This window comes from Phyllobacterium sophorae, assembly GCF_003010965.1.
Classification (GTDB): Bacteria; Pseudomonadota; Alphaproteobacteria; order Rhizobiales; family Rhizobiaceae; genus Phyllobacterium; species Phyllobacterium sophorae.
Genome location: NZ_PGGM01000002.1, coordinates 497785 through 512046, shown reverse-complemented (window position 1 = coordinate 512046; position 14262 = coordinate 497785). Strand labels below are relative to the sequence as shown.

The following is a 14262-nucleotide window of genomic DNA, read 5'->3' as shown; positions in this document are numbered from 1 at the left end:
TCATATTTTTATCGTCGTATCGGCCTTCGAACATGGATTTTCCAGATACGGTGCAGTACAATCCTTAAGAACTGTAATGGAAAGGTCAGCAATACAGATGGATATGAAGTTTGCTGCCAATCATGTGGGTGGTACGCTGGTTGAGCGTGTGATGCACGCGATCCGCCAGCGCATCGCCGGACGAACCCTGACACCGGGCGCCAAGCTGCCCTCAATCCGCAGCCTTGCGTCAACCATGGAGGTCTCGAAGTCGACGATCGTGGAGGCTTATGACCGGCTGGCAGCCGAAGGCGTCATCCAGTCGAGACGCGGATCCGGTTTTTACGTGGCCGGACATCTGCCACCACTGTCGTTGACGGAAATCGAGCCCCAGCTGGACCGTGCTATCGACCCACTCTGGGTGTCGCGGATGTCACTCGATGCCAGCGCAGACATGGCAAAGCCCGGCTGCGGCTGGCTACCTCCCTTATGGATGCCAGAACAAGGTATTCGCCGTGCCCTGCGGGCTTTGGCAAGAGCCGATAATGCCTCCCTGACAGATTATGCATCTCCGCTTGGGCTGAAACCGCTACGCCAACTCCTGTCACGGCGCATGGCCGAACACGGCGTTGAAGCCGCGCCCGATCAGGTCATGCTGACGGAATCCGGAACGCAGGCTATCGACCTGCTCTGCCGGTTCCTGATTGAGCCTGGCGACGCGGTCATCGTTGATGATCCCTGCTATTTCAATTTTCACGCTTTGCTCAAGGCACATCGCGCCAAGGTAATCGGAGTACCATATACGCCCGCCGGCCCCGATCTCGAGCGCTTTGCCGAGGCGCTGCATGAACATCACCCGCGTCTCTACATTACCAATTCCGCTTTGCATAACCCGACAGGTGCTGTGATCTCCCCTGTCACTGCACATCGGCTGCTCAAGCTCGCCGAACAACATGATCTCACAATCATCGAAGACGACATCTTTGCCGATTTCGAACATGAGCCTGCCCCTCGCCTTGCCGCTTTCGATGGGCTCGACCGGGTCGTACATATTGGCAGTTTCTCCAAATCACTGTCGGCGTCCATTCGCTGCGGCTTTATAGCAGCGCGCCGGGACTGGATCGAAGGACTTGTAGATATCCGTATTGCGACGTCCTTCGGCGGCGGGCAATTATCGGCCGAGCTCGTACTCTTCATGCTGAAAGATGGCACTTACCGCAAACACATGGATGCTTTGCGGACGCGACTGGCACGAAGCATGAGCGAAACCGGCGTCCGATTGAAGGCGCTTGGCCTTACGCCATGGATCGAACCGCAGGGTGGCATGTTTCTATGGAGCAAACTGCCGGATGGTGCCGACGCCGCAAAAATCGCTCGATACGGACTCGCAGAAGGGATCATTTTTGCGCCTGGCAATGTCTTCAGCCAATCGCAATCGGCAAATTCCTATATGCGATTCAACGTAGCGCAGTGCACGGATCCGCACATTTTTCAGGTTCTGCAAAGCGCGCTCATGTCCCCCTAGATTGAAGCCGCAATCTCCTGAAGCATCAGGACAGTGCGCCAGTTGCGCGCGGTCAGTGGCACCTTCAACGCATTGTCGAGGGCGAGGGCAAGCTTGGACGTGCCGAAGCCATCAGGCGTATAAAGATAGAGTACGCGGTTTCTCAAGGTGAAACTCTCCTTCCCGCTGGCCTTGCTGGTAAAATCCGCCAGCGCCGCGTCAGTCGGATCACCGTCGAGAATGACTGCATGAAGGGATTTGGCGCTTTCACTGGCTTCCGGGTAAGGATTCTTGGCAACCATGCAATTCCACTCATCAACGTTACGAATAGATATGCGTGATTCGAAGCCGAATGCTTTCGAAAACAAAGCTGAAATGGTCTCGTTGATACGCCGCGCCGTTTGGTTTGACGCCAGAACGACATTTCCGCTCTGAATATAGGTTCTCACATCAGTGAAACCTGCCTTGATCAGCAGGGTCCGGAGCGTTTCCATTTTCACGACCCGTTTCCCTCCGACATTGATGCCACGGAAAAGCACAATATAAGTCGTCATGAAGTCTTCTCCAGCTTGTCGGCCAACTGCTCAAGTTTCAAAACTGTATTCCAGTTGCGCGCCGTAGTGGTGACTCTTAGTGTGGATTCAATCTTTCCGTGTAATTTGGACTGGGAAGCGCCCTGTGGCGGGTAATAGTACAGCACCTTGCCGCCGATCCTGAATTGCTCAGGCAATCCAATCGCTTTGCGTTCCAGCGCCTTGACGGCTTCATCGTCCGGCTTCTTCTCCATGAGAAATGCATGCAGCTTGTCGCCCTCCCCGGCGTGTTCCGGGAAAGGATTGTCAGCGATGAGTTTTTTCCATTGGGGTTTGCTGAGGATCATGATTGCCTTGGAAAAAGCAAATTTTTCCAAGGCAATAGCAGCAATCCGTTGTACGATAACCTTGGGTCTCGCGTCCGAAATAAGAACGACATTGCCGGTATTGATATAGGTAGCGACGCGTTCAAACCCGCCTTCGATCAGGGCCGTTTTCAATGGCTGAACGGGCAGCAACGTCGCGCCGCCGACGCCTCGAAACAGAACGATATAAGTCGCCATCTGCCTCCTTAAATAATCAGTCCCGCGATGCTTTCATTGTCAGTGATGTCTTGATAAGCCCAGCCGGCTTCGTCAAACCGTTTGAACAAGGTGTCGAAATTGACCTTGTTTTTCGTTTCAATACCGATCAGCACGGACCCGAAATTGCGTGCCGATTTCTTGAGGTATTCGAAACGTGCAACGTCGTCCTCCGGGCCCAGCAGATCAAGAAACGAGCGCAACGCCCCTGGCCTCTGAGGAAAGCGGAAAATGAAGTATTTCTTCAAACCCTCGTAGCGCAGCGACCGCTCCTTCAATTCGGGCAGCCTCTCGAAATCGAAATTGCTGCCGGAAATGACGAGGACAATCCGCTTGCCCTTGATATCGCTCTTCTTGAAGTCCTTGAGCGCGTCTATTGCCAAAGCGCCCGCTGGCTCTACGACGATCCCTTCAACGTTGAGCATTTCCAGGATTGTCGAGCTCAGTCGATTTTCTGGAATCAAAGTAACAGAATCTGCCGTGAAGCCCTTGAGAAGTTTGAAGTTTTCCCGCCCGATTTCAGCAACGGCAGCGCCATCGACGAAATTATCGACGGTATCAAGCTTGACGCGCTTACCGGCTTCAAGACTGCGCTTCAGGCTTGGCGCGCCGGCGGGTTCTACGAAGCGGAAGCGCGTTTCCCAGCCAAGATCAGCCAGATAGCGCGTAACGCCACCGGAGAGGCCGCCTCCGCCAACAGGCAGGATCATCAAATCCGGTTTGCGCTTGTCCGGTAGCTGCGCAGCGATCTCATGCGCCACAGTAGCCTGCCCGGTGATGATATCCATGTGATCGAAGGGCGGTACCATCACTGCACTCGACTCGGCAGCATAATCCTGCGCTGCGGAATAGCATTGGTCGAAAATATCGCCAACAAGGCGGATCTCGATGAATTCGCCGCCAAAACTGCGTGTCTTGTCTATCTTCTGCTGCGGCGTCGTCACGGGCATGAAGACGACACCCTTCTTGGCAAAATGCCGGCAAATGAAGGCAAAACCTTGGGCATGATTACCGGCAGACGCACAAACGAAAATCGGGCTCCCGGACTTGTGTTCGTTCAGATAGTGGGAAATGAAGTTGAATGCGCCCCTGATCTTGTAGGAGCGTACCGGCGATAGATCTTCGCGCTTCAGCCAGATTTGCGCACCGTATTTATGGGACAGATAGTGATTGAGTTGCAGCGGCGTTTCCGGGAATAGCACACGCATCTTTTCCGTTGCGCGGTCCACGGCCTTGATGAAAGCAGTCATAGGAACAGGTCAACCTTCTCGAATGTCCTTACATCGATAATCCCGACATCCGAAATGCGCAATTCCGGTATGACCACCAGCGCCAGCAGCGAATGCTGCATGTAGGCATTATTGAGGCTGCAGCCCATCGCACGCATGGCGCTGACCAGCTTGTCGGCCTTCCCCGCGACTATTTCCGCACGCTGGTCGGACATGAGACCCGCGATAGGCATTTCCACCAGGGCAAGTTCGCGGCCCTTGGAAAACAGCACAACGCCACCTCCGACTTGACCAAGCCTATTGGCAGCCTTTGCCATATCTTCCTTGTTTGTGCCGACCACGATCATATGGTGGCTGTCATGGGCGACAGTCGAAGCCATGGCGCAATCAAGCGTATAACCAAAGCCGGAAACGAAGCCGTTGACCACTGCACCTGTTCCACGGTGGCGTTCGACAAGGGCAATCTGGCAGACATCGTTCCGCCGGTCCATCTGGACGATGCCGTCGGATACGGAGAGGTCAGCTTCCAGTGCCTTGGTAGGCGCCTGATTTTCAATCACGCCGATCACCCGCGCAGTGACATGTTTGGTGGGTTTGGGCGCCTTGATATCGAAATCCTTGGCATTCAATTTCTTGCCAAGTTTGATCGTATTCTTGGCGAATGAGGGATAGTTATATGCCGGTATTTCAATAACAAGTTTGCCCTGCTCGGCCACGAGCAATCCTCGCGCGTAAACGCGATCGATCGTCAGGTTCGCAAGATCCGACACGATCAGGAAATCTGCAAGGCGCCCTGGCGTGATCGAGCCAATTTCGCGCTCCAGCCGGAAATGCTGTGCCGTGTTCAAGGTCGCCATCTGAATTGCGGTCACCGGTTTCAATCCTTGCGCAATCGCATGACGAACGACGCGGTCCATGTGACCTTCATTCACCAGCGTGCCCGAATGGCTATCATCGGTGCACAATATGAAATTGCGTGGATCCAGCCCCTGCTCCGTCACGGCTTTGATCTGGCTGGCAACATCGTACCAGGCCGACCCAAGACGCAGCATTGCCCGCATGCCCTGGCGCACGCGAGCAATCGCATCCTCCATCCGCGTGCCCTCATGGTCATCCTCGGGACCACCCGCAACGTAACCATGGAATGCCCGGCCAAGCTCCGGTGAAGCAAAGTGACCACCGACGGTCTTGCCCGATTTTACGGTTGCATCAATGCCGCCGCGCATTGTGGCATCGTTGTTTGCGACGCCCGGAAAGTTCATAACCTCACCTAGCCCGATAATATTTGGCCAGGTCATAGCCTCTGCAACGTCAGCCGGAGTGATGGCAGCACCGGCATGCTCCAGCCCTGGCGCCGAAGGAACACAGCTTGGCATCTGCACGTGAACATTGATGGGCATGGCCAGCGCTTCGTCATGCATCAACCGCACGCCCTCAAGGCCCAATACATTGGCAATTTCGTGCGGGTCGATGAACATTGATGTTGTGCCATGGGGAATGACCGCACGTGTGAATTCGGTGACCGTAACCATCCCGCTTTCGACATGCATATGCGCGTCACAGAGACCAGGTATCAGATAGCGCCCTCCGGCATCCACCACCTTGGTTTTGGGCCCAATACAATGGGTCGCCCCATGGCCGACGAAGGCAAACCTACCTGCCACAATGGCAATATCGATGCCCGCAATGATTTCCCCGGAATAGACGCTGACAAGACGACCGTTACGCACCACGATATCCGCGTGGCTTCGGCCCATGGCAACATCCACCAGCAGGGATGCTGATTGCGTCCAAGACTGCGGTCGGTTGCCGGCTCTTGCCTGTTTGCTCATTGCGTTACCTCTAGTCATTCAATGGGTAGGAACGATGCATACACGAAAACGGACCTCGCGACGTTGTTCACAGTCCAATTGTCAAAAATATTCACGAACCCCATGAATTGCTTGACATACCAGCCGTGGTTACGTCCGATAGCATGAATGCTACGCGCCGAAGTCGAAGCTGCCAATATCGCAGGAGAAAAGATATTGATGGCGTCGACGACGAAGGTGCGCTGAAGCCGTTTCGAGCATTATTCTGGGAGGAACATTAATGCACAAACTCGCTATTTCGCTAGCTGCCACAGCAGTCTTGGCCCTGCTCTCGGGAGCAGCAAACGCCCAAGGCTACCCTGAGCGCAGCATCACAATGGTCGTGCCGTTCGCGGCTGGCGGTCCAACCGACACGGTAACGCGCCTTGTTGCTGAATCCATGTCCAAAGATCTTGATCAGCAAATCATCGTTGAGAACGTTGGCGGCGCGGGCGGTACGCTTGGAGCATCTCAGGTGGCCAAGGCCGAGCCGGATGGATATACGCTTTTGCTCCATCACATCGGCATGGCGACGAGCGCTACGCTCTATCGCAAGCTTCCTTACGATACGCTCAACGCTTTCGAATATGTCGGCCTCGTCACCGACGTGCCCATGACCATCGTCGCCAGAAAGGATTTCGAACCAACCGACCTCAAGGGCCTGGTCGAATACGTGAAGGCAAATGCCGACAAGGTGAGCCTTGCGAATGCCGGTATCGGCGCCGCGTCTCATTTGTGCGGCATGTTGTTCATGAGCGAAATCAAAACGTCGCTGGTGACCGTTCCGTACAAGGGCACGGGCCCGGCCATGACTGATCTTCTTGGCGGTCAAGTGGATCTGATGTGTGATCAGACCACCAACACGACAAAACAGATCAAGGGCGGCACGGTCAAGGCTTACGCGGTTACATCGGCCAAACGGCTCGACGCCCTTCCCGATCTCCCCACCGTTGCTGAAGCTGGATTGCCTGGACTCGAAGTTGGTATCTGGCACGGCATTTATGCTCCAAAGGGGACGCCCGGGGAGGTTACGCAGAAGCTGTCAGCATCGCTTCAAAAGGCGTTGAAAGACCCCAATATCGTGTCGCGTTTTGCTGAGCTCGGAACCGTACCGGTAACCGATGCGGAAGCAACGCCCGCAGGCCTTAAGTCAAAGCTTGAAAGCGAAGTCACCCGTTGGAAACCGGTCATTGAAGCCGCTGGTCAATACGCTGATTGATCCACAAGGGGTCAGAAACCATAGATCATTTCTGACCCTTTTTTATAAAAATTGCCGTAAGACGGCGGGAGGGGCGGTATGAAATCGTTGAGCTTCAGTTCGCGTGACCTGATTTGTGGCGTGTTGTTCATACTCGTTGGCTTGTTCTTCGCCATACAAGCCTATGGACTTGAACTCGGGACAGCATTCCGTATGGGTCCCGGTTACTTTCCGCTGGTTCTGGCGGGCATGCTTGTGTTGCTTGGCATTGTCGTCATCATTCAGGGCACGCAGGTCGAGCATGAACCAATGGGCCCCATCGCCTGGCGTGGTATACTGTTTATTTTGCCGGCGCCTATTTTTTTCGGCCTGACCGTTCGTGGCCTCGGCTTTGTTCCGTCGCTATTTCTCACCGCCCTCCTTGCGGCATTTGCCAGCACGAAGATGCGCCCTGGTACGGCGCTCCTCCTTGTCGGTGGACTGACACTCTTTTCCGTCATCGTATTCAGCTATGCCCTCGGCCTGCCCTTCCGGCGCTTTGGCCCCTGGCTCGGACAGTAAGGGCGGCCCATGGATCTTCTCAGCAATCTCATTCTCGGCTTTGCCACTGCCGCTTCACCGTGGAACCTGTTCTTCTGTTTCATTGGCGTGATTCTTGGCACGTTGATTGGCGTGCTCCCCGGCATTGGCGCCACCGCGACCATTGCCATGCTCCTGCCGATCACCTTCCAACTTGAACCGGTCTCATCCCTGATCATGCTGGCGGGCATTTACTACGGCGCGCAATATGGTGGTTCGACCACAGCAATCCTGATCAACATGCCAGGCGAATCCTCGTCCGCCGTCACTGCCATCGATGGTTACCAGATGGCGCGTAAGGGGCGCGCTGGTGCAGCGCTGGCCATCGCTGCCATTGGCTCGTTCTTTGCGGGAACGGTTTCAACCTTCCTCGTTGCCGTATTCGCTCCGCCCCTGACGGCGGTTGCCTTGAAATTCGGTTCAGCCGAATATTTCTCACTGATGATCGTCGGTCTCGTTTCCTCTATCGCGCTTGCCCATGGTTCAGTCGTCAAAGCGCTCGGTATGGTTGTTCTGGGTCTTCTTCTCGGGCTCGTCGGCACTGACATCTACACCGGGACGCCACGCTTCAATCTTGGAATCCTGGAACTCTCCGACGGTTTGAATTTCGTCGCACTTGCTGTCGGCGTGTTCGGCATTGCGGAGATTCTTCGCAATCTCGAAAACGAGCACGATCGCGATGTGATGATCAAGAAGGTCACCAATCTTCTGCCCACGCGGGAAGACTGGAAGGAGATGGCGGCGCCGATTCTCCGCGGTACGGCGATTGGCTCAGCGCTAGGTATTCTGCCCGGCGGTGGAGCGATCCTTGCCTCCTTTGCATCCTACACTGTCGAGAAGCGCATCTCGAAGACGCCGGGGGAGTTCGGCAAGGGAGCGATCGCCGGCGTGGCGGGGCCTGAATCCGCCAACAATGCGGGCGCTCAAACATCGTTCATTCCGATGCTCACACTGGGGATCCCGGCCAATCCCGTTATGGCACTGATGATCGGCGCCATGATCATTCAGGGCATCGTCCCCGGCCCTAACGTCGCCACCGAACAGCCAGCCCTCTTCTGGGGCATCATCGCTTCCATGTGGATCGGCAATCTGATGCTGATCCTGCTTAATCTGCCTTTGATTGGATTGTGGGTTAAACTCCTGACGATCCCCTACTACATGTTGTTTCCAGCCATCATCGCGTTCTGCTCGATCGGCGTCTACAGCGTCAATTCCAATGTATTTGATCTCTACGCGGTCGCCTTCTTCGGGTTCATTGGCTACGGGCTGGCAAAATTGCGCTGCGAGCCAGCACCTCTGCTGCTGGGCTTCGTACTTGGACCGCTGCTGGAGGAACACCTTCGCCGGGCGATGATCATGTCGCGGGGCGATCCGACTACCTTCCTGACGCGGCCAATCAGCCTCACCCTCCTGCTCCTGGCAGTCGCGGTTCTCGTCGTGGTGCTCCTCCCGAGCATCAGGAAAAAGCGCGACGAAGTCTTTGTTGAGGATTGATGCGTCGAGCCCTACCGAGCCTGGACGATGACGTAGCTCACCGCGTCTGTCTTGTCCGGGTAATATTTGTAGCTGAGTGATATGCGTTTGATTTCGGCGGGAGATGCAGCAACTCCAGCGCTGCTCATTAGGTTCATCACGACCGGGTTGACGTCCTCGCCGAACCAGACAAAAAGTGCTGGAAAATGAATATGCGACACAGCATTCGGCATTTCCAGATGCACCGGATTGATGGAATTGTCGAAAAGACGCAGATTTCCAGGCAATTGCGGTCCGTCCGACACAACCGTTTGATAGTTGCCATCGGCTCGGGTCACGGCAAAAAGTCTGGCATAATCCAACTGGCCAATAGAAGGTGCTTTGCCATCGCGGGCGTATAAAATGTTGACCGCCAGGCCCGGGATCACGATCAGACCGCAAATTGCGCCGACCACAACAAAGCGCTTAAGCGGCAGATCACTTTCTATGGCACGTCCCAGGACGGCTGAAAGAAACAGCGGCGTCAGAAAGAGCATGGGTTGCAGCCAGCGATCTTTGACCTCCGCCGCACCGCTAATGAGAACGCCAATAAAGACGCCGCCGAGTGCAAATATCAGAACCCGTGCAATGAGCTTCTCGCCATCCATCCAGTCCCGGGGCCGAGAAATCCGCTGTGCACGGCTTCTCCACCAGGCCATCAGGAAGAACACCAGCGCAACGCCTGCGAATAGAATGCTATTTAGAAAAAGTTTCCATTCGCCATGGAGCCGGCTGATCAGGAGCTGGCCACCTGCATTCATTTCAAATTTGTGCGTTCGCGCCAGCAAGTTCTCGGTATGCGCAAGGGCCCACAGGCCCGTAGGGGTTACGGCAGCAATAAATACGACCGCCGAGAGAACGCTCTTGCGTGACAACAGGACTGATCGATAGGCTGGTATCGAAAGGCCGGCCAAAATCAACGCGATAAGAAAGAAACTTGCATTGAATTTGCCAAGCAGACCACAGGCGAATGCAAGTCCCAAAAGTGCTGCAGAGCGCCAGGAACGCGATTTCAAGTGCCAGGCAAACGCCAGAAATGCCCACGCACAGCCAGTCGTTCCACCAACCGAATGGGTCAGGGTCCGTTGTGACTCCCAGGCAATTTGTGGCAGCATGAAAATGCCTACCATGCCGGCAGCAGCAACTGCGCGAGGCAGTCCGAGTAAACGGGCACCAAAATATACGCTGGCGAACAGGCTGGCCAGCATTCCGAATTTTACAAGATAGATCGTGAAAAGCCTGATTCCGAGCACACTGCCGGCTACGCTGTTTATCCAGGTATAAAGCGGCGGCTGCGAACCTCCATACCCCCATTGCAACGCGCCGACGTAAGCCAACTGCTCGGCATCGTCGACGCCTGCGCCGTTTGAAATCATTGTCAGAAAGAAGACCTGAAAGGCGAAATACACCAATACAAACAAGAGCGCCGGATATTCCGAGACAAATGTTCTGATCCTGCTCACAGGAGATTGAACCAAAATGGCAGGCATTGTTTTCTCACACCGTTAAGTGCGCCGCTTTTAGTTGAAACTGGATTGCAAATCCACCCACACCAAGATCAAGCGCGGGCACGATCATACTGTGGGCTTGCTTGTTCGTGGTGCGGACGGCGGGGGTCGAACCCGCATGACCTATGGCCGAGGGATTTTAAGTCCCTTGCGTCTACCAGTTTCGCCACGTCCGCGCGCTTTTGCTTTTCGACGGTTAAAGCGATTCAGTCAATCGTTGTTTTGCTACAACCGGCGGACTGCCCGATGAGCGCACCTGCCACGCTTTGAAATGGCTTGCGGCGATCCATTCGGACAATTACGTTCGCCTCTCCGCTAGGAGATTCCTGATGACGAACGAAATCGTGACCGCCGCCATGCTCGCAATTGGCGACGAATTGTTATCCGGTCGAACCAAGGACAAAAATATTGGCCATCTGGCCGATATTCTGACGGCAGTTGGTATCGACCTTGAAGAAGTGCGGATCGTTCCTGATGAGGAGGACCGAATTGTTGAGGCCCTCAATGCGTTACGTGGGCGATATGACTATATTTTCACTTCGGGAGGAATCGGCCCTACGCATGACGACATAACCGCTGACGCAATTGCAAAGGCTTTTGGCGTACCTTGCGAGCACGACGCGAAAGCAATGAAACTCATGGGCGACAATTACGCTGCCCGCGGGATCGAGTTCACCGAGAGCCGTCAGCGCATGGCACGTATGCCGCGTGGGTCGGTGCATATTGACAATCCCGTGTCGACAGCGCCTGGCTTCAACATCGGGAATGTTTATGTCATGGCCGGCGTTCCATCGGTCTTTCAGGCCATGCTCGACAATATCATTCCAACGTTGAAAGTCGGGAAGCAGCTCATGTCCCGGTCGGTGAATTGTCCCTTCGGCGAGGGCGCGATTGCCGTTCCGCTGCGTGAAATTCAGGCAGCCCACCCCGATACGATTATCGGCTCCTATCCGAAATACGAAAACGATAGGTTTTCCACCGAGCTGGTCATCCGCGCACGTGATGCCGAAAAACTCGTTGCAGCAGAGGCGGCAGTCAAGGAAATGGTGGCGCAAATCGCGTCCGAAACCGCCCTGCGTTGAGATGCGTTGTATTTACGCAAGCTGCCGAAAACACAGAGTAATTGTTGCGCTCAAGGCGTATAATAGTGCCATATGCATCTAATGGTGCAACAACCGATGGAGGCCAGTATGGCATTTCGCACGATCATCGCATTCATTCGCAGCGAACGTGAAGCTAGGCGGGTTATTGGCGCGGCAAGATTGATTGCTTCTTCGAGCGAGCGCACCCATATTATTGGTCTCTATACTATTCCTTCGCCTATCGTTTACGCAGATCCGACCGGCTTTGCCGATACAACCCTCTTTGAAGCGCACGAACAGCGCCACAAGGAAAATTCGGAAGCGATCACAGCCCTTTTCAACGCAGAAATGGCAAGAGGCACGATCTCCCACGAGTTTCGTATCGTCCGTTGCGAAAGCAGCAGCCCGTCTGCCGGGGTCACACAGAGTGCCCTGCGCGCCGATATCATTATCGCAGGACAACCGGACCCCAATGACCCCGATAGCGTCAACGACGTCACTGATCCATTGGTCATGGAGAGTGGAAGACCAGTACTGTTTGTTCCGTACAAGACTGCGTTGCCGGAAAAGATCGACCGCGTTGTTGTCGCTTTCAACGGGAAACGCGAAGCATCTCGCGCTGCCTTCGATTCGCTCCCCCTGCTGCTCAAAGCAGAAAGTGTCGATATCGTGTGGGTTGATCCGAAGAAATCCATCGACCCCAGTGTGGATATTCCTGGCACACCGCTTTCTGATGCACTGCGGCGCCATGGCGTCAACGTGAATCCGCACATAATCGAGTCACACGGCGAATCTACAGACAAAATTTTGCGGCGGCGGATCGCCGAAAACAATGCATCGCTATTTGTGATGGGCGCTTATAGCCAGTCACGCCTGAAAGAGTGGGTTTTCGGTGGCGTCACCAGTTCAATCATGGCCGACATGCCCTGCTTGACGTTAATGTCGCGCTGAACAGCTAAAATCACACCTTTCTTGGCATGATGGCCCGCACGCGGCTCAAGTTGCTTGCCATGCACTCGCATTTCCCGCTATTGCGAAATGCATTCCTCGCGGATAGTCCGCGTATTTTATTTTCCTGATGGAGTGCATGCCATGTCCCTTCCTGACAAAGCTTTTCCGGTCTCCTGGGATCAGTTTCACCGGGATGCCCGCGCCCTCGCCTGGCGGGTTGCAGGGATGCAACGTGAATGGCGTGCCATGGTGGCCATTACCCGCGGTGGACTCGTACCCGCAGCGATCATTTGCCGGGAGCTCGGCATCCGCATGATCGAGACCGTATGCATTGCCTCCTACCATGAGTATGACGAGCAGGGCGAACTCAAGGTGCTAAAGGATGTCGATTCCCGGCTTCTGGAAAATGGCGGCGACGGCATACTGGTGGTCGATGACCTGACCGATACGGGCAAAACCGCGGCAATCGTGCGCGCAATGATGCCGAAGGCGCACTTCGCCACAGTCTATGCCAAGCCAAAGGGCCGCCCGCTGATCGATACATTTGTGACGGAAGTCTCTCAGGACACCTGGATCTATTTCCCATGGGACATGGGCCTGACCTATCAGGAACCGATTACCAAGGGTCACCGCGGATAGAAGTCTATCCTAAAGCCAGCCGCTCTTGCGAAAACGCCAAAAGAGGGTCAGGCACACAAGTAAGATCACGCCCATAACCCAGTAATAACCATTGGGCGAATCCAGTTCCGGCATGTGCTTGAAGTTCATGCCGTAAATCCCGGCGATAGCCGTCGGCACCGCCAATATGGCGGCCCATGATGCCAAGCGTTTGGAAATGGCCGTCTCCTGACTCTGACCAACGAGCAAACTGGCTTCGAAGGCAAACGCGAGAACCTCCCGCAAGCCGTCGATCTTTTCCTGAACGGTGCGAACGTGGTCCGTAACATCCCGAAAGAGTGGCTGCATCGCAGTTTGAATCTGTGGCAGATCCGTATTGCTCAGGCGCCCGCAAACATCGACAAGCGGACCGATGGCATTGCGCAGACGCAGCAGATCCCGACGCAGCATGTAGAGCCGTTCGATATCGTTGCTGGTCATTGGTTTTGTGAGAACCCGATCTTCGATAGATTCGACCTCGTCGTGTATTGCCTCCAGTACGGGCATATAATTGTCGACGATGAAATCGAGGATCGCGTAAAGGATGAAATCTTCACCCTTGGCAAGTGCATAGGGCGAGGTTTCCCAATGCTGACGAACCGCCGTGTATGACGTCGATGCTCCGTGACGAACGCTGACAATATAGCCCTTACCGAGAAAGACGTGGGTTTCGCCGAAGGCCACACGGCCGTCAATCAGCTGAGCAGTACGGGCCACCACGAAAATTGCGTCGCCATATTGCTCGAGTTTGGGTCGTTGATGGGCATGTTCCGCATCTTCGATAGCCAGACTGTGCAGCCCGAATTGCTTCTGGACGCGATGCAACAGCTCCCCGTCAGGCTCCAGCAACCCGATCCAGACGACGTGCCCCTCCGTATTGGTCCATTTTCCCGCGTCGTCAATGGAAATATCGGCAATACGCTTTCCGTTGGCATAGACGCACGATGCAATGATACTGGCGCTCTCATCTCTGGAAGCCGCCGTATCGGCAGAATGTCCGATATCTTCAAACGAGGAACGGGCAGACGTCATTTATCCTCCCAACGTCGCGGTTTGAATGGAGTCTATCTGTTGTAGCCAATTCATTCCAGCCATCCTT

General features: G+C 55.0%; 13 protein-coding genes and 1 tRNA gene. 7 read left to right on the top strand and 7 right to left on the bottom strand.

Going from position 1 to position 14262, the window contains the following annotated elements:
• Positions 1 to 97: 97 nt before the first annotated feature.
• The gene (locus tag CU103_RS06415) at positions 98 to 1504 is read left to right on the top strand and encodes an aminotransferase-like domain-containing protein (RefSeq protein WP_245448636.1); all 1407 of its coding nucleotides are present in this window, start codon (positions 98 to 100) and stop codon (positions 1502 to 1504) included.
• On the opposite strand, the gene CU103_RS06410 is transcribed toward CU103_RS06415, so the two are convergent.
• From CU103_RS06410 to ade, 4 genes are read right to left on the bottom strand one after another with little or no spacing between them, the layout of a single operon-like run.
• Positions 1501 to 2037: a DUF1697 domain-containing protein gene (locus CU103_RS06410; protein WP_106663072.1), complete on the bottom strand. Its 537-nt coding sequence runs from the start codon at positions 2035 to 2037 to the stop codon at positions 1501 to 1503. The genes CU103_RS06415 and CU103_RS06410 overlap by 4 nt on opposite strands.
• Entirely contained in the window at positions 2034 to 2579 is a 546-nt protein-coding gene (locus CU103_RS06405) for a DUF1697 domain-containing protein (protein WP_106663071.1), read from the bottom strand. Before CU103_RS06405 ends, CU103_RS06410 begins: the two co-directional genes overlap by 4 nt.
• An 8-nt stretch (positions 2580 to 2587) precedes the next feature.
• A complete protein-coding gene (ilvA, locus tag CU103_RS06400; protein ID WP_106663070.1) occupies positions 2588 to 3847 on the bottom strand; it encodes a threonine ammonia-lyase IlvA in 1260 nt (419 codons plus the stop codon).
• A complete protein-coding gene (gene ade, locus CU103_RS06395; RefSeq protein WP_106663069.1) occupies positions 3844 to 5658 on the bottom strand; it encodes an adenine deaminase in 1815 nt (604 codons plus the stop codon). Before ade ends, ilvA begins: the two co-directional genes overlap by 4 nt.
• 259 nt (positions 5659 to 5917) lie before the next feature.
• Between ade and CU103_RS06390 the strand changes: the two genes are divergently transcribed.
• From CU103_RS06390 to CU103_RS06380, 3 genes are all read left to right on the top strand, one after another.
• Entirely contained in the window at positions 5918 to 6895 is a 978-nt protein-coding gene (locus tag CU103_RS06390; RefSeq protein WP_106663068.1) for a tripartite tricarboxylate transporter substrate binding protein BugD, read from the top strand.
• A 78-nt stretch (positions 6896 to 6973) separates the two neighbouring features.
• Positions 6974 to 7435, top strand: a complete 462-nt coding sequence (locus tag CU103_RS06385) for a tripartite tricarboxylate transporter TctB family protein (RefSeq protein ID WP_106663067.1) — start codon at positions 6974 to 6976, stop codon at positions 7433 to 7435.
• Positions 7436 to 7444: 9 nt separating this feature from the next.
• Positions 7445 to 8947, top strand: coding sequence for a tripartite tricarboxylate transporter permease (locus CU103_RS06380; protein ID WP_106663066.1), 1503 nt, complete (start codon positions 7445 to 7447; stop codon positions 8945 to 8947).
• An 11-nt stretch (positions 8948 to 8958) separates the two neighbouring features.
• Here the strand turns inward: CU103_RS06380 and CU103_RS06375 are convergent, their stop codons facing one another.
• Together CU103_RS06375 and CU103_RS06370 are read right to left on the bottom strand one after the other, a co-directional pair.
• Entirely contained in the window at positions 8959 to 10455 is a 1497-nt protein-coding gene (locus tag CU103_RS06375; RefSeq protein WP_106663065.1) for an ArnT family glycosyltransferase, read from the bottom strand.
• A 108-nt stretch (positions 10456 to 10563) separates the two neighbouring features.
• A tRNA-Leu gene (locus CU103_RS06370) sits at positions 10564 to 10649 on the bottom strand.
• Positions 10650 to 10802: 153 nt separating this feature from the next.
• Between CU103_RS06370 and CU103_RS06365 the strand changes: the two genes are divergently transcribed.
• The 3 genes from CU103_RS06365 to gpt all read left to right on the top strand — a co-directional run bounded on the left by CU103_RS06365 (position 10803) and on the right by gpt (position 13145).
• Entirely contained in the window at positions 10803 to 11555 is a 753-nt protein-coding gene (locus CU103_RS06365) for a competence/damage-inducible protein A (RefSeq protein ID WP_106663064.1), read from the top strand.
• 108 nt (positions 11556 to 11663) lie between these two features.
• Positions 11664 to 12506 (top strand): universal stress protein, encoded by an 843-nt coding sequence (locus CU103_RS06360; protein ID WP_106663063.1) that lies wholly within the window; start codon positions 11664 to 11666, stop codon positions 12504 to 12506.
• Positions 12507 to 12647: 141 nt separating this feature from the next.
• Complete coding sequence (gpt, locus tag CU103_RS06355) at positions 12648 to 13145, top strand: xanthine phosphoribosyltransferase (protein WP_106663062.1); 498 nt, start codon at positions 12648 to 12650, stop codon at positions 13143 to 13145.
• A gap of 9 nt (positions 13146 to 13154) precedes the next feature.
• On the opposite strand, the gene CU103_RS06350 is transcribed toward gpt, so the two are convergent.
• Positions 13155 to 14195 carry a magnesium and cobalt transport protein CorA gene (locus CU103_RS06350; protein ID WP_106663061.1) on the bottom strand — a complete coding sequence of 347 codons (1041 nt, stop codon included), beginning with the start codon at positions 14193 to 14195 and terminating at the stop codon, positions 13155 to 13157.
• Positions 14196 to 14262: the final 67 nt, after the last annotated feature.